This window comes from Rhizobium sp. KNZ14-9A, from assembly GCF_056755015.1.
Map to the genome: position 1 here is coordinate 721,005 of NZ_JBPGXB010000001.1, position 21,018 is coordinate 742,022.

Annotated in this window: 15 protein-coding genes, 4 pseudogenes and 1 other annotated feature; of the genes and pseudogenes, 13 read left to right on the forward strand and 6 right to left on the reverse strand. The window is 57.0% G+C overall.

All coding sequences use genetic code 11. From position 1 onward, the window contains the following. Positions 1-20: 20 nt before the first annotated feature. A protein-coding gene (locus ACR9ZQ_RS03825) for an IS3 family transposase (RefSeq protein ID WP_112904619.1) occupies positions 21-1,252 on the reverse strand; the annotation gives its coding sequence in 2 pieces (ribosomal slippage) (positions 21-961 and positions 961-1,252; 1,233 coding nt in all). Further along, positions 852-968: a sequence feature (AL1L pseudoknot), on the reverse strand. Its footprint overlaps the gene before it by 117 nt. A gap of 62 nt (positions 1,253-1,314) precedes the next feature. Between ACR9ZQ_RS03825 and ACR9ZQ_RS03830 the strand changes: the two genes are divergently transcribed. Beyond that, a complete protein-coding gene (locus ACR9ZQ_RS03830; protein ID WP_481426896.1) occupies positions 1,315-1,866 on the forward strand; it encodes a hypothetical protein in 552 nt (183 codons plus the stop codon). A 7-nt stretch (positions 1,867-1,873) separates the two neighbouring features. Here the strand turns inward: ACR9ZQ_RS03830 and ACR9ZQ_RS03835 are convergent, their stop codons facing one another. Further along, positions 1,874-2,068, reverse strand: coding sequence for a hypothetical protein (locus ACR9ZQ_RS03835; RefSeq protein WP_481426897.1), 195 nt, complete (start codon positions 2,066-2,068; stop codon positions 1,874-1,876). A gap of 385 nt (positions 2,069-2,453) precedes the next feature. Between ACR9ZQ_RS03835 and ACR9ZQ_RS03840 the strand changes: the two genes are divergently transcribed. The 10 genes and pseudogenes from ACR9ZQ_RS03840 to ACR9ZQ_RS03885 all read left to right on the forward strand — a co-directional run. Next, entirely contained in the window at positions 2,454-4,082 is a 1,629-nt protein-coding gene (locus ACR9ZQ_RS03840; RefSeq protein ID WP_481426898.1) for a hypothetical protein, read from the forward strand. 288 nt (positions 4,083-4,370) lie between these two features. Then, positions 4,371-4,640 (forward strand): annotated as a pseudogene (locus tag ACR9ZQ_RS03845) (RHE_PE00001 family protein); the annotation flags it as partial. 89 nt (positions 4,641-4,729) lie between these two features. Then, positions 4,730-5,080: a transposase gene (locus ACR9ZQ_RS03850; RefSeq protein WP_082935752.1), complete on the forward strand. Its 351-nt coding sequence runs from the start codon at positions 4,730-4,732 to the stop codon at positions 5,078-5,080. Then, complete coding sequence (gene tnpB / locus ACR9ZQ_RS03855; RefSeq protein WP_003592504.1) at positions 5,077-5,421, forward strand: IS66 family insertion sequence element accessory protein TnpB; 345 nt, start codon at positions 5,077-5,079, stop codon at positions 5,419-5,421. Before ACR9ZQ_RS03850 ends, tnpB (ACR9ZQ_RS03855) begins: the two co-directional genes overlap by 4 nt. A 74-nt stretch (positions 5,422-5,495) precedes the next feature. Then, positions 5,496-7,088 carry an IS66-like element ISRle3 family transposase gene (locus tag ACR9ZQ_RS03860; RefSeq protein WP_016737534.1) on the forward strand — a complete coding sequence of 531 codons (1,593 nt, stop codon included), beginning with the start codon at positions 5,496-5,498 and terminating at the stop codon, positions 7,086-7,088. A 48-nt stretch (positions 7,089-7,136) separates the two neighbouring features. Continuing rightward, positions 7,137-7,856: pseudogene (locus ACR9ZQ_RS03865) on the forward strand (RHE_PE00001 family protein); the annotation flags it as partial. Between the two features lie 53 nt (positions 7,857-7,909). After that, positions 7,910-8,332: an IS66-like element accessory protein TnpA gene (gene tnpA, locus ACR9ZQ_RS03870; protein WP_481426899.1), complete on the forward strand. Its 423-nt coding sequence runs from the start codon at positions 7,910-7,912 to the stop codon at positions 8,330-8,332. Further along, positions 8,313-8,666 (forward strand): IS66 family insertion sequence element accessory protein TnpB, encoded by a 354-nt coding sequence (tnpB, locus tag ACR9ZQ_RS03875; RefSeq protein WP_477924912.1) that lies wholly within the window; start codon positions 8,313-8,315, stop codon positions 8,664-8,666. Before tnpA ends, tnpB (ACR9ZQ_RS03875) begins: the two co-directional genes overlap by 20 nt. Positions 8,667-8,719: 53 nt before the next feature. Beyond that, positions 8,720-10,309 carry an IS66 family transposase gene (gene tnpC / locus ACR9ZQ_RS03880; protein ID WP_481426900.1) on the forward strand — a complete coding sequence of 530 codons (1,590 nt, stop codon included), beginning with the start codon at positions 8,720-8,722 and terminating at the stop codon, positions 10,307-10,309. 63 nt (positions 10,310-10,372) lie between these two features. Beyond that, positions 10,373-10,456, forward strand: a pseudogene (locus ACR9ZQ_RS03885) (helix-turn-helix domain-containing protein); the annotation flags it as partial. A gap of 109 nt (positions 10,457-10,565) precedes the next feature. On the opposite strand, the gene ACR9ZQ_RS03890 reads toward ACR9ZQ_RS03885, so the two are convergent. Together ACR9ZQ_RS03890 and ACR9ZQ_RS03895 are read right to left on the reverse strand one after the other, a co-directional pair. Then, positions 10,566-12,464 (reverse strand): ATP-dependent helicase, encoded by a 1,899-nt coding sequence (locus ACR9ZQ_RS03890; protein ID WP_481426901.1) that lies wholly within the window; start codon positions 12,462-12,464, stop codon positions 10,566-10,568. After that, positions 12,452-14,224 (reverse strand): ATP-dependent nuclease, encoded by a 1,773-nt coding sequence (locus ACR9ZQ_RS03895; RefSeq protein WP_481426902.1) that lies wholly within the window; start codon positions 14,222-14,224, stop codon positions 12,452-12,454. Before ACR9ZQ_RS03895 ends, ACR9ZQ_RS03890 begins: the two co-directional genes overlap by 13 nt. Positions 14,225-14,314: 90 nt before the next feature. Between ACR9ZQ_RS03895 and ACR9ZQ_RS03900 the strand changes: the two are divergent. Together ACR9ZQ_RS03900 and ACR9ZQ_RS03905 are read left to right on the forward strand one after the other, a co-directional pair. After that, positions 14,315-14,667 (forward strand): annotated as a pseudogene (locus ACR9ZQ_RS03900) (Tn3 family transposase); the annotation flags it as partial. 157 nt (positions 14,668-14,824) lie between these two features. After that, positions 14,825-15,154, forward strand: a complete 330-nt coding sequence (locus ACR9ZQ_RS03905; protein WP_481426903.1) for an OmpA family protein — start codon at positions 14,825-14,827, stop codon at positions 15,152-15,154. 35 nt (positions 15,155-15,189) lie between these two features. Here ACR9ZQ_RS03905 and ACR9ZQ_RS03910 read toward each other — a convergent pair whose 3' ends face one another. Next, positions 15,190-16,248, reverse strand: a complete 1,059-nt coding sequence (locus ACR9ZQ_RS03910) for a M12 family metallopeptidase (protein ID WP_481426904.1) — start codon at positions 16,246-16,248, stop codon at positions 15,190-15,192. Between the two features lie 27 nt (positions 16,249-16,275). Further along, complete coding sequence (locus tag ACR9ZQ_RS03915) at positions 16,276-21,018, reverse strand: hypothetical protein (protein ID WP_481426905.1); 4,743 nt, start codon at positions 21,016-21,018, stop codon at positions 16,276-16,278.

A 21,018-nucleotide genomic window follows, 5' to 3' on the forward strand; every position in this document is an offset into this window, starting at 1 on the left:
CGGAGACCGTTTGGTTTAAGTTATGCGGCCATGGCTGGTGCATCCAGCATGGCGTAGTAACGTTGTTCGGCTTCGGCTGGCGGGATATTCCCGATGGGCTCCAGAAGACGCCGGTGGTTGAACCAATCGACCCATTCGAGGGTGGCAAACTCCACGGCTTCGAAGTTGCGCCAGGGTCCTCTCCGGTGGATGACCTCGGCCTTGTAAAGACCGTTGATCGTTTCGGCCAGAGCATTGTCATAGGAGTCGCCAACACTTCCGACGGAGGGCTCGATGCCCGCCTCTGCCAGTCGTTCGGAATAGCGAATGGACACGTATTGAACACCGCGGTCGGAATGATGAATGAGCCCGCCGCGATGGACGGGCCGCCGATCATGAAGCGCCTGGTCCAGAGCATCGAGGACGAAACCCGCATGAGCGGTCCGGCTCGCCCGCCAGCCGACTATCCGGCGGGCGAAGGCATCGATCACGAAAGCGACGTAAACGAAGCCCTGCCAAGTGGCCACATACGTGAAATCGGAAAGCCACAGCCTGTTTGGCGCTGGAGCCTTGAACTGGCGGTTGACGCGATCGAGCGGGCATGGTCCGCCCTTGTCGGACACGGTGGTTTTGACGGGTTTGCCGCGAATGATGCCTTGAAGGCCCATCGCCCTCATGAGCCGAGCGACGGTGCAGCGGGCGATGTCGTAACCCTCTCGCTGCAACTGTCGCCAGACTTTCCGCACGCCATAGACCTGGAAGTTCTCGTTGAACACCCGGCGTATCTCGACTTTCATGGCGATATCATTCCGCTCGCGGGCCGATAAGCGGCCCACGTCCCTGCGCTTGGCAATGACCTCATAGTAGGTGGACGGGGCAATCGGCAGCAGTCTACAGATCGGCTCGACCCCGAGCACCGCGCGGTGTTCGTCGATAAAGGAAATCATCGCTTCAGTGGGCGGTCGAGCTCCGCCTGGGCAAAATATGCCGACGCCTTGCGCAAAATCTCGTTGGCCTGACGTAGCTCGCGGTTCTCCCGCTCCAGAGCCTTCATCTTCTCGGCCACATCGCTCGGCAGGCCTGCCCGCTTGCCACTATCGACCTCCGCCTTCTTCACCCACTCATTCAGTGTGTGCGCCGAGCAGCCGATCTTGGCCGCAATCGAAGATACTGCCGCCCATCGAGAACGATGCTCGGCTTCATGGTCCGCCACCATTCGAACGGCACGGGCGCGGACTTCAGGAGAGAATTTGTTCGTCGTCTTGCTTGCCATAGACCCTACTTCTCACGAGTTGGGGTCTCCGGTAAATCCGGGGCGGTTCAAAGTCTTACGGCTTGAACGCGCTCAATCCGGAGAAAAGCTGGTGGGAAAACATCGGTATCCTCAGCCGTAGCCTTGATATGCTTGTCTACCGGGGAAACACAACACTGACTACCCTCATCTGTGAGGACTTGGCGCGCGTTGATCCGTGTCAGGCCGTCATCCGCGCCGTCGGCCCAAACTTGCTTATCGCGCTCCTAATGGATGGCCCTCAACTCGGCTTCCGATGGCCTGGTCGATATGCAACAGTGCTCGCCGATGACCCTGGCACATCAGTATTGAGTTTTACGTCGCTCGGGTTGATTGAGCGTCAAAACCTGGAGGGAAGATATGATCAAGCAAGTAGTGTTGCTCTTTGGAAAGACGAGGCAAACGAGCTGAAGAAGCTCGAACTGCCCCGTGACGCCGATGCAATCGTCTTGCGGCTGAATTCTACGGTAAAAACTGAGACAAGCCTCGACGGGCGTTCGGACGGACGATCATCCTATCGTTGGGTTTATGGTTCGTCCTACGGGATATCGGCCGGCGTCAAACCGGATTGGATCAAGGCAGGCCGTGCTCGCTGAACCAGTTCTACTTGCTGCTCGAGCGCGTGCTAGAGCGGGAGAGCGTTCGGAAATCTTCGCGCGCACGCTTGCGGAATTTCGCGAAGAGGCGTTCTTCTTCCTCGTAGCCGACGCTTTTGCGCGACGCTTCAGCCGCTTCGGCCAATGTCTTCTTGGCCTGGCGGGTTATTTGTCCATACCGCTCTTTTACGTCCGTTGCCATGTCGCGTAGTCCTCATTTTTTCTGAATATATGTTCGGAGACACGATCCGTAAAGCGCTCTGCTTCGAGCTTCATAAATTGATATCATTTTACTGCAGAAGAGACATGCATGCTGATGCCGACAGAAATGTCGTCCAGCGATGAATCGGGACTCGACGTGACGTGAGTCGCGGCGGCATCAAAGGCAGACGGGTGTTGATCTGAGGCAAGCTAGAGAGAGCGAGTAGACCGTGCTCCAAATCGTACAAGGAATGTATTTCCGAGATGTCGCACTCACGGACGAACTGCACCGAGGGATTGTGTACACCAATCTGCGTGCATACGGCGACCGACGGTCGCATAGTTTACAGTTCGGGACATTGCTTCCTTCCACGAACTTCCACGGCGTGGGTAGCCTCACCATCGAGGCAAGGGAACAACTCGAAACCGTAACTGAGAGCGGTCAGCCGGAAGTGCTCGTCGCCACCAGTGGCGACCAGTTGCTCGACGAGATCGCCGCTGTGATTGCTTTCGGTCTCAACGCCGTGTGCGTGCGAGATCAGGACATGGCGCGGCGCGTGATCTCGCGAGACGAGAGCAGCCCGCAATATCGGCGAGGACCGGCAAGCATCCTGCGCCAAACCTTCGATGCCACCGTCGTCCTGAGCGAAAGTTCGATCAGGGATCTCGACGAATTGTTTCGCGCGCTGACCGCTCTCGAACGCAAGAGCTACGTTGCAGCAATGCGGGCGATCCGTCAGATTGTCGATGCAACTCTCATCGTCGATGAGGATGCAACGCTGGCCTACACACTGATGGTCGCGGCGCTTGAATCTCTAGGTCAGACGACCGAACCCAAGCCCTCGAGTTGGGCTGAATACGACCAACGCAAGCGCGAGCGGATCGATGAGGCAACCAGCGGGCTAAATGACGAATCCAAGGAGCGGATCCAGTCTGCAATCCTTGCGAATGAACACTCCGGGCTGCAACGGCGTTTCGTGGCATTTGTTTGCGACCACGTGGAACCGAGCTTCTATCGTAGCGAGGCGATCAACGCCATACGACCAATAGGTGCGAGCCAACTCCCGACTGCCCTACGTCTCGCTTACGCGATCCGGTCCCGAAACGTCCATATGCTTGAGAACCTTGCACCGGAGGTATGGATGGCGGCGGATCGGGCCGATACCGCCCATGTAGATGGTAACACTCTCCTGAGTCTTGAAGGATTGGCGCGCCTCTCTCGCCATGTGGTGCGCCGCTTCATCGAGCGTGCGCCGAAAGATGTGGACTCCAGTTTCAACTACCGCACGGCTCTGCCAGGCCTTATTCATGGTCGTCTGGCGGAGTTCTGGATTCATCAGGCGGCGGGATTTCATCGAAAAAGCGCGCCGTCATATTTCAACGGCATGCTCGAATTCATGATCGACGGGCTCGCCAACAAGAAGCCTGTACTCGTCGATATGCCTGAGGTGCTTGAAAAGATAGAGAAAGTGGCTCCTGGTTTGTCGAGCCGGGCGGACCGTCTGCCGATGGCGGCTATAGCGACGCTATGGAACGCCTACGCGCCGGAAGGCAGGCTCCGAGTGCTCAAGCCAAAATTGAAGGTCTCATTCGAAAACGATCTCGCAGAGCCCAGTATAATTAGCTTTGCGGTCAATTTGATGGTTGGGCGTCCGCAGCCCTGGTCTCTTGAGGTGTTGCGTGGCCTTGCGGTCGATCGAATGAAAGCTCGGTTGGAGAATAACGGTGTGCCAATGCCAAAGCGCATTGACGCAGCGCTCCACCTTCTGGTGGGTGCGCGCCTGTTTTCCCATGGAGATAGGGATGCTGGCCTCGCTGAACTCGCCAATGCGGTTGAAACGGTTCCGGGTTCGGTAGACCTCATCAGGTACGAGGATGCGATCACGCGTGGGGAAACAATGGTCCTTGATCTGCCCCAGTTTGTATTGGGTCGGCAAAATTTCGTCGATCTGCCTGTGTCAGAGGAGAACGAGCAGTCTGCAGCAGACGAAGAGGAGCTGTCGTTTGGCATCTAATCGTAAGAATGCGCTCGTTCCGGCAGGCGATGGCACCTAATTTGAGATTTTTCGGTGTGATTTTCGGCGATTGACCCGTTCCGATTCGGCAATAACCTTTCGTAATATCTGGCATTTTCTGATGAAGCTTTGCCGAAGGTGGCCATCTTTTCCACCGCATCGAATCTCAAATTAAGTGCCAAAATCGAAGCAAAAATCTCAAATTAAGTGCTCAATCTCAATTTAAGTGCCGCGCTATCTTATTGAAATGATTGCATGCGGAGTCTTGCGATTAAATGCAAAACGACAGAACGCCAAAATTTTGTCGACGCCTGCGCCTCGCTGTGGATCGACGGCGAACCCGTCCATCTCGAGGACCTGGTCCTCCACGACGCCACCCGCGACATCCGCACCCCGACCCACGAACTGACCATCGCCCGTGACGTGTTGCGCACTCGCCGGCGGATTTCTGGCCAATCCCCGGATTGGGCGTTGTCCGCGGAGGGTATCCGAACCTTGCGGCAAACCCAGGCGTGGCCTGGACCATCAGTAAGCGACAAGCTGACCCCATCTGGCGTCAGTAGCGTTGGCCGCTGTATTGCGGACAGACGATTCACAAACTGTGAGCTTCTATGTCTGCGCCTAGCTCTGGAACTAGAAACTTCCATATGATCGAGGCTGTTCCGGAACGGCTTGAGGGCGCCCCACGGCAATTTCGGCGCCGCTGGTCCGATGATTTTAAAGCGCGGGCTGTGGCTGAGGCAATGGAGCCCGGCGCAAGCGTCTCGGCCATTGCGCATCGCATCGGCATACATCCCTCGCAGCTATTTGGCTGGCGTCGTGATGCTCGTGACGGACAACGATCCTCCTCGCAAGATCGGGCTGGTCAGACGGAGACTGGGACGATTGGCACACGTGCGATGATCGAGCTTATCATCGGCGACGTCGTTATCCGGGCCGACGCAGATATCGGCGAAGCACACCTGCAGCGGGTGATCCGAGCGGTGCGGTCGGCATGATCCCGTCCGGCGTGAAGGTCTTTCTTGCGAGCCATCCCATCGACTTCCGAAAGGGGCCGGACAGCTTGCTTTCGCTGGTACGGGATGCTGGCAGTGATCCGTTCAACGGTGCACTTTATGTCTTTCGGGCCAAGAGAGCAGACCGAGTCAAGATCGTGTGGTGGGATGGCTCCGGCGTTTGCCTCTATGCGAAGCGGCTGGAAAAAGCCCAGTTCTGCTGGCCCCGGATCGGCCATCATCGCGTCCAGCTCAATCATGCCCAGCTTCTGGCTTTAGTCGACGGAATGGACTGGAAGCGGGTTCGATCCACGCCGGTGAAGCCTCCCGAGATTGTTGGGTAAAACCGCTGCGGCGAAGTGAATCAGGTCCCTGAAAGCATGGGCGGAGCGCGGCAAAATATGCTCTGATCATACCCATGACGCGGCCCGAGATTGAGCTCCCGGATGATGTAGAGGCTCTCAAAGCCATGGTTCTTGCTATGGCCGCAAAAGCAGCCCGCGTCGAGGCTTTGGAGAAGCAGGTTGACGATCTAGAGGCCCGCAACGCGGACGCCGATGAGCGCATCGAGCGGCTGACGCAGATCCTGAAGGCTTTCGATCGCGCCCGATTTGGCCGACGCTCGGAAAGGCTTGCATCATCCACCGTCGATGACGAGCAGCATGCCTTTGTCTTCGAAGAGATCGAGACCGGCATTGCGACGATCAAGGCTCAGGTCACGAAAGGCCGCGGTAGCGCGGACAGCAAACGCGCTCCGCGGCCACGCAAGGGCTTTGCGCCTCATCTTGAGCGCGTCGAGGTCGTGATCGAACCGGAAGAGCTTCCAGAACATGCAGGTAAGACCAAAATCCTGATTGGAGAAGACGTCTCCGAGCGGCTGGATGTCGTGGCAGCGAAGTTCCGTGTCATCGTCACCCGCCGGCCGAAGTATGCCTTTAGGAACGAGGATGGTGTCGTCCAGGCGGCGGCTCCGGCACATATCATCGAAGGTGGCATTCCGACGGAAGCACTTCTGGCCCAGATCGCCGTTTCCAAATATGCCGACGGGCTGCCACTCTATCGCCAGGAAGCCATCTACGCACGCGACAAGGTCGAACTCGACCGCAAGCTGATGGCTCAATGGATGGGCAAGCTGGGGTTCGAGCTCAATATCCTCGCCGACTACATCCTCGATGAGATCAAGAAGGCCGAACGGATCTTTGCCGACGAAACGACCTTGCCCACACTTGCACCTGGTTCCGGATCAGCGAAGACGGCATGGCTATGGGCGTATGCCAGGGATGACCGGACTTTTGGGGGCAGCGGTCCACCGATGGTAGCCTATCGCTTCGAGGACAGTCGAGCCACCGAGTGTGTCGCACGACACCTGAGCGGCTATCGTGGAATCCTGCAGGTCGACGGATATGCCGCTTATAACAAGCTCGTCCGGAAAGATGGAGGCAATGACAGCGCCATCCTGGCCGGCTGTTGGTCGCACAGCCGGAGAAAGTTCTACGAGTTGCATGTCGCAAAGAGCTCGAAGGTCGCTACAGACACCGTCGAGCGTATGGCGAGGTTATGGGAGATCGAGGAGCGTGTGCGCGGCCAAAGCCCTGAAGCTCGTGTCGCTGCACGCCAGGAGATCTCCGCAGCGATCGTCCGTGACCTCTTCACTCTCTGGCAGGCGACCCTGCCACGGGTCTCTGGAAAATCCAAACTCGCCGAAGCTCTGCGGTATGCCATCTCGCGTCGAGACATCTTCGAGCGCTTCCTGACCGACGGCCGCATCGAACTCGACTCCAACATAGTCGAGCGAGCAATCAGACCCCAAGCGATCACGAGAAAAAATAGTCTATTCGCTGGAAGCGACGGTGGCGGCCGGACTTGGGCGACCATCGCGACGCTCCTGCAAACGGCAAAGATGAATGCAGTCGATCCGCAAGCTTGGTTGACCCAGACGCTTGAGCGCCTTGCGAATGGATGGCCCAGCAGTGAAATCGACGCGCTCATGCCATGGAACTACGCCGCCTGAACGGCCCCGGCTTGTCGCTTACGACCATCAGACGGTTCTGAAAACACCGCGGACCACAGCAGCGTCGAACCTGCGAAAATGGTCGAGCGGGAAGGGGAGGGGGACGATGGTGAAGAGGCGGAAAATCTTCCCGGCGTCGATTATGCTGCCATCGATGCGGTACTGGCCCGTTCGGATGCTGCGATCGAGCAGGCGAAGCCAGGGCGCGCTGATACCCGCGAACGAGACCCTCTCGTCTACGATCTCGACTGGGACGAGGATGCGCGGCTCGACGAATGGCGTCCTGTGTTGCGCCAACTCGAAAATCTGCCGGCGGTGCTGCAGGCGATCGTCGCGCTCGATGCCTGGAACGGAATTTCGGTGCTGCAGCACGCCCCCTGGCTCGGCCGGCTGTTGGCCGCGTCGATCCTGCGCCAGGCCGGCATCACCACCGGCGCCCATCTCGCCGCGATCAATCTCGGTCTCAAAACCATCCCCGTCGATCGGCGCCGACATCGTGATCGCGAGACTCGGCTGTTGGCGATTGCCCAAGGGTTCTTGGCGGCCGCCGAGATCGGCATGAAAGAACATGACCGTCTGGCGCTCGCCCGCACCCTGTTTGAGCGAAAACTGGAGGGGCGCCGCACGTCTTCAAAGCTGCCGGAGCTGGTCGAGCTCGTCATGGCGAAGCCATTGGTGTCGGCCGGGATGGTGGCGAAAACCCTCGACGTTACGCCGCAGGCGGCGCGGCGGATCGTTTGTAAGCGCGAATTTCGGTGCGCCTTTTGAGACGCAGCGCTCTGAGGCATGAAGTGTCCACCAAAATAGGTGGACACCAAATCATGGATGAAGATGCTCCTAAACTGCAGGTGCGGCTTGTTGGTCGCGACGGCCGCCGTCGATATGACCCTGCCTCCCGAGATCAGCTTGTCGCAGCGTGTTTAGAGCCCGGCGTTTCGGTTTCGCGTCTAGCTCTGGAGCACGGCGTCAACGCCAATCTCGTTCGCAAGTGGGTGAAGAGAGCCAGAGAAGATCGTGCTTTGCCTGCGGTATCTACGTTCGTTCCGGTTCAGATAGCTACGGATATGCACTCGTCTTCTGCCAGCGGTCCACTGACGAAGGTGGAGGCTGTCGGCAAGCGATCTCATGCATCCAAGCTGAGCGCGGTGCTGCCGAACGGGGTCAGCCTGACGCTGGAATGCAGCGATGTCGATGGCCTGGCGGCAATCATAGGAGCGTTGGGTCATGTTCAGGCTGGGCGCTGACCTCAAGGTCTATCTCCATCGGGAGCCGATCGACTTCCGCGCGGGCATCAACAGCCTCGCGGTCCTGGTGCAAGAGGTGATGGAGCTGGACCCGTTTGCTCCATCGGTGTTTGCCTTCTGCAATCGCCGGCGTGATCGGGTGAAGCTTTTGTTCTTTGATCGGTCCGGCTTTGTCATGGTGCTGAAGAAGTTGACGGAAGACAGGTTCCGCTGGCCCCGCCGAGAGACTGCGGTGGTGATGCTCTCGACCGAGCAACTGCACTGGATCCTCGACGGCATCGATATCGACGCGATGGTGCGCCATCCGGTGCGGCAATATCAGATCGCCGGCTGAAGATGGCGAATTGAGCTGTTGACGCACGGGGGCGGTTCAGATTCAAGAATCTGATGACTCGGGCCAGCGAACCAAGCGTTGCAGAACTGATGGCGCAGTTGGCAGCAAACGCTGCCGAAATCGCTGCGCTGAAAGCCGAGAAGGAAGCGCTTTCGCGACGGGTCGTCAAGCTGGAAGAAGAACTGGCGCTGGCAAGGTTGCATCGGTTTGCACCGCGCAGCGAAAAGCACATTGATCGCCTCTTCAACGAAGCCGAAGAAGCCGCGGACGAGGAAGATCGTGATTATGGCGACGACGTCACCGATCTCCCGGATACAGGCCTGCCAGCAGTCGATGGCGCCGCGGGTAAAAAGCGGGGCCGCAGACCTCTGCCAGAAGACCTGCCCCGCGAGCGTGTCGAATACGACCTTGCTGACGATCAGAAAGCTTGCCCTTGTTGCAAAAGCCAAATGCACCGCATGGGCGAGGCTGTTACCGAGCAGCTCCATATCGAGGTCAAGGCAAAGGTTTTGCAGAATGTGCGGTTCAAGTACGCTTGCCGCCACTGCGATCGTACCGGGATCAACACGCCTGTGGTAATCGTACCGATGCCACCGCAACCCTTGCCGGGCAGCATCGCTACCGCTTCGACGCTGGCCTTCGCACTCGTCCACAAATACGTCGACGGCACACCGCTCTACCGCGTGGCGCAAACATTCGAGCGGGCCGGCGTTCCCATCAGCCGTGGCGCACTTGCTCACTGGGTCATCGGCTCGAGCGAGAAGCATCTGCACCGCATCTATGAGGCTCTGAAACTGCGGCTGCGATCGCAACCTCTCATTCATGGCGATGAGACGACGGTCCAGGTCCTGAAAGAAAAGGACAAGGAGGCCACCAGCACATCCTTCATGTGGGCTTATCGAAGCGGCGAGAACAGCGACGAGCCAATCGTGCTTCTCGATTATCAGCCCGGCCGCGGCCAGATCCACCCGCAGACCTTCCTCGGCGACTATCGCGGCATATTGGTGAGTGACGGCTACACCGCCTGGCGCACATTACACGGCGCAACCCATGTCGGATGCATGGCTCATTCACGGCGGCGCTTCGTCGAGGCTCTCAAAACCAGGAAGAATGGAGGCGGGCCGCCGGAACAGGCGCTCCGGTTCTTCGAGCAGCTCTACCGGATCGAAAAGCAGGCGCAAGACAGAAAGCCCGACGCCGGCGCAACGCAGGCCGATTGCATTCGCCGTTTCCGGCAACAGCACAGCTTGCCTGTCCTCAACGCCCTAAAGACATGGCTCGACAACATCGCGCCGAAGGTCGTGCCGGATACAAAGCTCGGCGATGCCGTGTCCTACACCCTGAACCAATGGGATTATCTGACGCGCTACACCAGCGACGGCAGGATGCCGATCGATAACAACATTCTGGAACGCGACATCAGAGTTTTTGCGACCGGAAGAAAATCGTGGCTGTTCAGCGATACCGCTGACGGAGCCAGGGCAAGCGCGGTGATTTACAGTCTGATGCTGACCTGCCGCGCCTGTGGCGTCGATCCGCTCTCCTGGCTGCGCCACGTCCTCACTGAGTTGCCTCAGCGCGAAGAAACTGCCGACATTGGCGACCTGCTGCCGTTCAATTACTCCAAGACCATCGCGGCCTGATAAGGCTGGGTACTGCTACCCAGCTAAGCGCGAGTATCCGTCAACCGCTGTCAATGCGCATCGAAAATCGCGCTTACGATCGTTTTGGAGCTCGGCCTCAGGGAGATGACGGGGAGGGGGAGGTTTCGGGCGTGGGGAATAATCTGAAGCAGGTGTCGAGAGTGATTTCATTTAGGCTGGAGGAGAGCGTCTGCCCCAAGACAACGAGGGCTCGCCGCGCTCGCTGCCGGTAACTGCTCAAACCTCGCCACTCGGATCAGTGCTCGATCTCGTCGAGAAAGCGTGAGCGCTTCTGCGATCTGACGTCGCCCCAGGGCATTTTGCGGCTGTGGGGATAGGTGATGTAGAGCCAGCGGCGCGCTCGTGTCACAGCGACGAACATGGCATTGCGCTCTTCATCAATCTGGGCAGCAGATTGCGCTCGGTAATCTGGAAATACCCCTTCGCACATCTGGACAAGGAAGACGATGTCTTTCTCCAATCCTTTCATGGTGTGGACGGTGCTCAAAGCCAATCCAGCCGTCTGCTGGTCCCCAGCGAGCTGCCCGAGTGCCATGGCATTTCGAAACGCGACCAAAGACGATCCCATGCCCTTGGACTTGAACAGCGTCCATCGTTCATGAAACTCACGCAGTTCGGACAGGCTGCGCTCCAGTTCCGACCTATCAAAGTCGCTCAAGGTTCCAGCGGCGACTTGACCGAGCTCAGCTTCGCAGTCGGCGACAAATTTCCGAACGTTTGGTTGTTCTGGGTCCAGGTGGCGTATACGCTCGATGAGTGACGTTTGGATGGCGGGGAAGACCGCCGATTGGGATGCCTTGGAAGCAAGCCATTCGAGTGTCACGGCTTGGTCTGAAGGCGGTTTGCAACTTAGAAAGCCCGCAAGTCGGTTAGCGTTGACCCAGTCCTTTGGGTTGACCTTCAAACGTATCGCATTGTCCAGAACTCTGCCAAAAAGGCTACTGGCGTCGCTCAATCGTTCTCCTTTTCGGAAGTAGAACGGAATGTTTCGATCGCTGAGTTCTTGCTCCAAGGAGGAAAACACAAAGCGATTCCGCCCAATCACAACGATCTTATCAAGCCCTATCTGTCCCTCGATCTCCGGGTGAACACCGAGAGAAAGCAAATGCTCGATCGTGTGGACTACGCCCGACGCCTCCGAGACCTCGTCGTCGTAGGCTGTGATTGCCATTCCTCCCTGCAAGGCGAACTTTGTAACCTCCTGGGTGTTTGGCTTGAGTTTGTTTGCGACTGCTATCACCGCTCTGGTGCTTCGATAGTTTTCGTTGAGCTTCACGACATAGGCGCCGAATTCTGCGGGGAAACGGGTCGTCATGTACTCGGCGCTCGAACCATTGAATCCATAGATCATCTGGTTGGGATCGCCAACGAACAGCACGCTCGTCACAGAGGTTCCGCAAAACGCCTTTATGAACTCGTACTGCAGTCGATTCAAATCTTGCGCCTCGTCGACACAGACGTGCCTGAACTTGGTCCTATAAATGGTGGCAACCCAATCCTGCATCAGCAGGAGTCGGTGCGCTAGGACCAAGACGTCGTCAAAGTCGATTCCGTCGCTTGCGAGGAGCGCCCGTTGGTAATCCTGAAAAATTCGCCATACGGAACTCTGCTCGGGAAACCGGGCGCTGGCCTCCTCTTCGGAAAGCATCTCGCGCTTGATGACAGAGAAAGAACTCAAATAGCTTTGGAGGATGCGCTCACGGTTTCGATGCTCGCGCTCATCAGAGACAGCGAGGTAGTCATCGATGTCGACGCCCGCGTCGCGCAGAGACTGCATGAACAGCTCCATCCGGTCGATGTCGCGTTCAATTATCTGAAAGTTTGCGGGCAATGCAATTGTATGCCCGTATTGTTCCAATATGCGCTGAGCGATAGAGTGAAGCGTGCCGACCCAGAGACGTTCTTCAAAATCGTCTCTAGCGCCTTTTAGGCGCTCCTTGATCTCGGCTGCCGCCGCGTTCGTAAACGTGAAGGCGACGACGCCGTCCTTCTTCGTCGAAGAGAGGATATGGCGAACTCTTTCGGTTAGAACCCGCGTCTTTCCTGAACCGGCAGAAGCCAGAACTAACAACGCACCCCCAATTGGGGCCGATACGATCGCTTGCTGGTTCGGCGAGAGCGTCAGTTCAGCCATTGAGCAATCTTTTCAAACGCCTGTCGAACCGCCAGCGGGATGAGCTGTTCGTTCGAAAGGTTTCGGGAATTCTGCTCAACCAACGTCGCAAAGCTTGCAGAATACGATGTCTTCGCTCCCCGCATCCTCTTAATCAGATCCTCGTCGCCCAGTGCTTTGAGCTCCGTCATCTTCGCTTCTCGCCAGCGCTCGTTGTCCGTTCCTCTAGTTTCAGCCTCCGTGAGCGCTGCTACCGCCTCTTCTCGCAGACCAAGTACTGAGACAAGCTCCGCTTCGATGTCGTTCCCATCCCCAAGATATGAGATTCCATAGTTGCTGTCATTAAGGACTAGGCCGGTCTCGGGGGTGATTTTTCCAAGCTGGGCGTCGACTGAGGTTCTTGTGATCGCTTCGTTGTCACTGACGACATAGATCGGAATGCCGAAACTTGCCGCCATCTTCACGAACGGCGAGTAGTGTCTTCCGCCGACACCTATCAAAGTGACCCCTTTAACGAACGAAGGCTTGCCGAAATATTTCTCGAACATCGCCGGAAATATTTGCTCCTCAGTCAGACCTTCGAAGACTATCGCTGCTCTCGCAAAGAGGATCTCACCTCTATTTCGCATAACTTCGCGCTGGAGGACGCTAAGCTCTTCCGGATCTAAACCTCGAATGAGCTGGCGGCATTCCTTGCGACCGCTTGGGCTGGCAATGCACCTCAAAGAATCGAGGCCGCACATTGCAGCGAGGTAGGGGGAGTGGGTGCTAATGACAACCTGGCCAACGGAATTGGACAGCTGAGCATAGAGTGCGCGTTGGGCATTGGGATGCAAGTGCGCCTCGGGCTCCTCGGCAGCGATCACAGGATGGAACGGGCTGGCTTCATCTCGATGCCGTTGGGCCTGCATGTCGGAGAATGCCTTTACTGCCAGCATTGACGCCCAGCTGCGGGTTCCCATTCCGTGGTATTCCATAGAGAACGAGGTCGTCGCCGAACTTCCGAAATTGACGGAGAAACGCCGGGAAAGATCACGGATCTTTTTGGGAAATGGTGTGACTTCAGCGCTGCCGGTCCCGCCAAACGAGTCCCTCAAGGAGTCGAGGTGCGATTTTAAGAGTGTGAGCGGTGCGCTCTTATCGACCGCCTCCCTGTTGAGGTCGGCGATCAAAGATTCCAGGCGAGAGACATCCTCCGCACCATATTGGATGCTTGAAAGGATCCGACCCACGAACGATGCGTTCTCATTCAGCTCCTGATGGATGTCGCGCTGTGCGTCTATCGAAATAAAGGGAACGATATCGTATCGCCTGTTATGTCTTGTCCGCGGCGCCGCCCCTTCGGACATCCAGTCGCCGAAACTCGGCCAGAGGTCATGAAGGTACCTATCCACCACGAAGCCGCCTTTGACGGGTTCGGGTCGCGCGACTGTTCGAGTGGCCTGAAACTGGTTGCCGTCAGCATCTGCACGGATAGTGTCTTCGAACTCCTGGATCCATTCCGGTTCAAATGTTTTCAGTCTTTTTCCGGCCGGGTCGACGGGCACGGTCCGGACGTCGACGACAATGCGGAGGGACCGCGTGTCAGTCGCGTCAATGTGGAAATCCTCCGTGGTGAGGTATCGGCTATAATCGCCCAACGCGAGATGAAGGGCCTTGATGACCGAGGTCTTCCCCGAATTGTTTGTGCCGATCAAAACAGTGATCGGCGGAAGGTCGACCTCAATGTTCTGCAAACCCCTCAACCCCGCGATGCGCAGAGTGTCAACACGAATCGGCACGTTTCCTCCTTTTGCAAGCAACTACACAGCTTAGGCGGCTGCCCTCGGAAAAGCGACACCTTTGAAGAACCATAGCCGCTCGAAAATTGCGCTTATCCACGTCAGAACAGCCTGGCACTCGCGTTCAGAGAGGTCGGGCGTCTCGAGCGCTCGATCTTCATGCTCGACTGGCTAAGCGACATTGATCTACAGCGCCGCGCGCAATCGGATTGAACAAGGGTGAGGCCCATCATGCCCTGAAGCGTGCCATCGACTTCAACAGGCGAGGTGAAATCCGAGACCGGTCGTCCGAGGGCCAGCAACATCGAGTTGCTGGCCTCAACCGTCTCACGGCCATCATCTATCGGAACGCATGGAAACTCGGCGAAATTGTCGCAGAGCAAACTGACAGCGGAGAGCAGATCGATCTCGGGCTCCTGTCCCACTTCTCGCCGCTTGGATAGGAACATATAACGCTCACCGGAGAATATCGATGGCCCCCATTAAGGTTGTATATTGGCCCCTCGCAAACGACCCCGTTTATGTTTGATGATGAGACTTTCAACCGACAGCGTCGCGGGCTAGAATAACGCCATAGCAACTTCGCCGGACGCGCCTTAAATGACCAAAATTTTAGTAAGTGTGCCATTTGCCAGCGGTTCAACTGTGCTTAGCGCCAAAGCGAAAGCGGGCATCAATAAGGCGCTCGCGGAGTTGCCCGACGAGCCATCAATTGTTCTGGACGCATATGCCGACGCTTCGGGCGACGAGGGTCTCAATCTGGCTCTAACCACGGCCAGAGCTGATGCTGTGTTCGGTCATATCTTGGCCCTCGGATATCCATTGCACAAATTGCTACGCAGGGCGCGCGGAGAACGCATATTCGAGCGAGCTGGCCTTGATGAGCAGGCCCCGCCGTCGCGTCGTGTGGAAGTTATTGCGCTTTACTAGGGGCAATTTTTCTTATCCAACTCGAGGCCTTAAACCTATTCCGCCTCACAGATCCCACTCGAAATGAGTCCGGCGACATCGTATGCGTCGTCCTTCACACCATCATATTTGGCAAGAACCAAAACCTGATCCAAGGTCGACAAACAACGCTTTTGTCCGAAATCATTGAGGGCGTAGCCCGCGTCCTTGAATTTTGCCGCCGGTCGTCTAAAGCATTTATTTCCAATATTAGATTTATTTGAAAAAATACAAACTGAATCTGCATTTAGTATCTTGTCAATTGCACATTTGTTTAGCTGTACTCGTCCCTCTTTGGAGGGGGCGCCCTTGTCCTCGCATTCTAGATCCATCACAGCACAACTTTCCAACGCATAGTGCATCACAGAGCTTGGGTCATACTGCGGTACCCAAAATGCGCTGTTGTCAACTTTGCATTGGTCTACATCCTTAACTTTCAAATAATCCGTAGCGCTGGGATTTTGATGTTGATGGCGAAAACCGATACGATGCATCAGTTCATGAATGATGACATATTCATCATTGGTTTCCTTGAGGCCGATGACGGACGCGCTTTTTGCAATTTCCTCCTCTGAAGTCGAAGCTTTGTTATCTGCCGGAGGCAGGCCACTAGCATCAGGCTTTTTTCTCATCCCAACTCCACGTGAGCAGGCTCCTGCCTTCCACGGGTCGGTATCGCACTGATCAGCGAAGGTTCCCACGTAGACGAAGGCCTCGACTTTCTTTTCTTTTGCGATGCCGCTGTTGCATTTTACAAAGTGAATGCCAGTCTGCGCCCGCAATATCCGCGTTGCCTCTTTTAGACGTTTCATTATGGCCGGCGAGGCGGCCAATTGCCCATCGACATAATATGGGATTGTCTTCGTGGACCAGAGCGCTCCCGTGCCCGTCACGGTGGCCTTCAATTCTCCAATCTTCTTTTTGTCGTTTGGACTCAACGCCGTCAGGTCCTTTGCGCAGAACTCTTTTGAGGTCTGCGCAACAACTGAATTCTCCGGGTAAATAATAAGCAAAGCGAAACAGGCCGCAAAAGCTGCACGCACTATCCGGTTGGTCCAATCTATTTCGTGTAACAACTTGAGGATCTCCCGACGGTTGGAAAACTATTTAGATTGCGGATCGATCAATTTTAGATCTATCGGCGTTCGGCACGAAAACGCCAATCGAGACTGTCCTTCACCGAATTGCTCGAATTCGCTGAACTGTACTGTTGGCCGCTTGAGAGGAGTGAGCGTGCTAACCGGGATCCGAAATCCCAGTGCTATGTCGGATACCTTGAGTGGCAATTGCCATTCCGACACCGGTGTATCGCCATCGAACAACAGGATCTCGAGAGTGTTTTCGCGATATCCAAGCTTCGAGTCTCCCGGAGTTGCACCTCCCACTGAAAATCTGACCTGCGCCGTGGGAACTAGCGGATTCTCATTAATCTCTGACACGAGGCCGTAGGCGACGACGCGTTCTGGCGCAATGGCCTGGAACACCCAACTGCTGATAGGGGACAGGTGGGCATAGGGGGCCGAATGGGGTTGAAAGCGCGCGAGCGCCAATTTCACCATTCGCGAGTAGGAGGCCGTCTCCTTGAACTCGACATCGGCGTAGATCAGGTCTTTGTCAAAGTCGCAATGAACGGAAAATGCTGCGACATCGACCGTCTCGGTTTCTCTGGGCGGCAATTCCACCTGCTCGTCAAGTTGTCGCGTTTTCAACAGCGGTGGCTTGGCTTCTGCCTGACCTTGTTCCGCGGCAAACGCGAGGTCACGTTGCGCCGCAAGAGTGGCCATTGTCCCCTTCTTGGCAATTTTTATCCCAGCGAAGCGCATGTCTGGTTCGACGTCCGCGTCGTCAACCGTCGGCTGGCGGTCTAGCGGTTTGGTGAACCAGATTGGATTGGTGCCCCATTGCGTGATCGGCACTTGGTGTTCAGGATCGGCGTCGATCGCCAGTGCTGCGGAACTGCCAGTCGCAGCGAACAGGACTCCTAGCCGTTCGTCCTCTCCGGATAGGGTCCAGTTCCGACGCATGTAGACCCTGAGTCCTCGGCGGACTTTCCGTTCGACGACCAGGCTCTCCCAGGAGCCGGAAGGCTGCGCGACCGCTGGGTCCCCCCAGATCAGCACCGGAAGCACATAAACCACGTCTAGTGCGGGTGGCGGCGTCGTGTTGAGTATGTGGAAGACATTGGATTTTTCCGAGATGATCGTGATGTTCGCCGGATTCGCCGTGAATTGCGGATCGTAATATTCGCGGTACCTAGTGGTTGCAACCATGTGGTACTTCACGGCGTAGTGCTTGGTGGTCGGGAATTCGTGGCGTTTGGCGAAGTCGACGGTGAGGTGGGACTCATCTGGCGCGATCGTAAGATCTGGAAGGTCGATGTCCGAACTGAAGCAGATGTGCTGGCGCCGTTCTTTGCTCGGAAAAACGGGGAGCCCGGGTCCATCAGAATGCTCCTCCCACACCGCGTATACATCGATGCGTCCGGTGCTCGCGCGATGAACTCGCAGTTCGGCATCGTGCAGCACTGTCGCAAGCCCGCCAGTTACTCGCGGTGCGACCGTGAGAGCTTGGCTGAACTTGAAGTCCGCCTGCTCCTTGGGGTCCTTGGGGGTAGCCACGAGCGGTTTTGGAACCGCGTGCACCAGATAGAGGTTCTTTTTCGGCGTCAGCGGCCAAAACTGGCCGTGGGCGATTGCCTTTTCGAGAGCCGATTTCTGGTCCGCCATCGCGCTCCAGTTGGCTTTGCCGAGCATGTGGCTTTCGCGCGGCTGAATCAAAAATGTCTCCTGCTTGGCGCCGAAGGCGTTATGCACTTGTGCGAACAAGTTCCAATCTTCCACAGGCGTCGAACTGACACGGATGAGTTGTTGTTCGCCGGGGGGCAGTGTGACGGTAATCCGCCGCCCTGATCTGTCCGTGTTGCGTTTGTCTCCGGACACCAGCCGAAGGTAAAATGGTTGAGCGAACGGTCTTCCCGACTTCTGAGGACCTTCGGCGTCCAACGCAAAGTCGAATGTGGTCGTCGAGTCGACTGCCAAATTGGTGTTCGTCTCAACCGTCACGTTAGAGGGATGAGGTTTGCGCTCAGTTCCGCCCGGCAGATAGGCGAACGCCGCGCCTTTGGCATGCCCGTCAGGCAGGTAAGGCGTGGCAAGCCGGCCACCTGCCCAGGTGATGGTTTTGACGAAATTCGGGTCGAATTTGTCCGGCAGTGCACCGCAGTATCGGGACAGCGTCGTGTACGCCTTCTCCGGACTCTTGAAGGCGTCAAACATGCCGATCCATTCGGCTTCCTGAAATTTCACTTCAGGTGGCATAACTAGCCACTCGGCTGAGCGGAGTGAAGCGCCAAGCCCGGACCGGATCACGAGCATCTCACCCTTTTCCGGCCCTTTTGATGGAGCCGACTGGTCAGGCTCTGGCTTTTTCGGGGGCGTTCCGGGACCGGGCGCCTGAAGCGGCACGAGAAATGGAGGATTGATGGGGTCATGCCGTCGGTATGTCACTGACTCGCTAGCAAGGTCCTCGACATTCAGGGCGTCGGCGTATTCGCGCGGCCAAGCATTGCCGGCCAGGTCGGCGAGGCGGGCACGGAAACGATAAGTGCGCCCAAACCGAAGTCGGGGCAGCGACAGTGGCTTGACCTCAATTGTCGGCTTGAGACCGATGTTGTTAGGAGGTGGCTCGGCGGCCTCGACGTCGCATTCCTTCAATGGCTCACTGGGATTGGGTGCAACGAGGCTCCAACCGTCCCAGCGGAAGAAGTTCTCGTTGATGCGCAACTGGCTGTGGCCGTCCTCGTCAATCTCGACCAGCGCCTCGTCACTTAGCCACCCCTCATCGGCGGGTGCCAGATACTTTGGCAGCGACGTTCCGTCGAACTCAAAAATCACCTGCCTTTCGCACAGCGAATACCATCGGTCGGTAGCGCTGTCGTGGACGTCGATGATGCATCCAGCCGCCACATCATTTAGAAAAACGTCGTCACCCACGATCTCGTTTGCGTCTAAAGTGGGGACCGCCAAGGCTTGCTGTAGCCGGGTTGCGAAGCTTCCGATACGTCCGGTATCCGCCCGAAGCGCTTGTGCGAAATTGACGTATTCCTTGTCAGCGTAGAGGGAGATGCCTGTTGAGCGAATGGCAGCGGCTCGAAACTGGGGATCAATGTCCACCGTTGCGTCGAGTGCCGGTTCGATGCTGGTAGAGATCGCATTCAAAATCGCCGCGCGCGGCGATCCAGGAATTTCGATCCTGTAGGAGGGGAGGTATCGATCCGTTTGGTCGGCCTCGCGAACGGCTTTTTGCACTGTTTTGATGACGGCGGCGTCAAGGTCGTATTGGAAAGATTTCGACGTTGAAAGGTCGCGAAATCCCGCTCCGACTGGCTCGGACGAACGATTGGGGTCTTGCCGCGCACTGAACGAAACCAGCGTTCTTCCGTGGCTTGTACCGGACCGTTCGCCAATCGCGAAAATCGTCCATGGTGAGGCTACCGTGGGAGCCGATCCGATGTCGGCCCATTCAGGCTTGACTTTGATCTTGCCCGTAAGGGGATCGCCTGGTGCGTAGCCTGGAAACAAATCCTTTGCAGGCAATTCTAGGTCGAACACCCATCCTAGTCGGCGCATCAGCGATGGGAACGAGGTCAGACCCGACAAGATCGAGTGGAAGTCGAGCTCGTTGCGGTCAAGCGAACTCCAGCGCGTTCCGTCCCACGAGATAGTCTTCGCGCGATGGCGTGCAACTTGTGTTTTGTTCGCGCCGTCGTCGAACTGGTTGCCGGCGCTTGCGGTGACAACGAGGTATTGACCGTATCGATCGAGCGCCGGGTCTTCGTCTTCTGTTCTGTAAGTCTTATCCGGTTCGGCCTCGTCATTGGACGGAGCTGGCAGCGCCTCATTTGGCGAATAGGCCACGACAATCTGGAATCCGCGGTCACCGCTTCCAAGTTCGGGTAGCATCACTGTGATCCTGGACTCGGCAAATTCGAAGTCCTTGCCATGGTCCGTATTGGCTACCTGGAACGTCTCGGAACTGTGGAAATTAAAGTTCGGATCGCTCGAGGCCCAACGCCGGTGCGCCCTTATTTGCTGCGTTTTGTTGCGAACACCGCGTTTGTGATAGAGGGAGAACGCGCTGAACAATTCACGGATTTGGGCGGTATTCAGAGGCTCTCCAATGTCCATGACCAGCGGAGTGGTGACGTCGTTGAGCCTATCTTCATTAAAAAAGTCGGTGACCGCGCGCGCCGGGCGATAGACGAAGGCGTTACCTTCTTTCAATGCGAATTGTTGGGCGGAAAGCGCGGCCTCGGATCCCGCCGCCAGGCTCAGCAAGGCGTCTGGCGAGTCGAAAATGAACGGATCTGACGCGACCTTCGGTCGTCGCGGCTCTGCCTCGAGTTCTGACAGCGCCAATCGGGAATAGACCGCGTAACTCTCCTCCACCAATGCCTGGAGTGGGGCGGCACGGTAAAAGACTGGAACGGCATTTCGTGGCATCGCGACTGACGCCGGCGCTGGGTCCGCTGAGAAGGGCTCAACCGGTGTTTGCTCATTGAATAACGCCTTCCACAGGGCGGCACTCGGCCCGAGCTCCCCCTTGTTCGCGGGACTAAGCGTTACGGGTGGCCCGACCTGAGCTCCCCCATCGCCGATCGCTTCGACCTTTAGCCGCAAACTCTCGATGGTGTCCGGCCAATTTAGGATCGCCTGATAATCGGCTAACCGCATCAACTTGCCTGCTTCGCCAAGCAGCTTTGGCGTCACAAAAACCGATATCCTGAGGGTGTCGCCGACGATCCCATTCGGCAAGGCAGTCCAATTGGTCAACTCGTCGTTGGACAT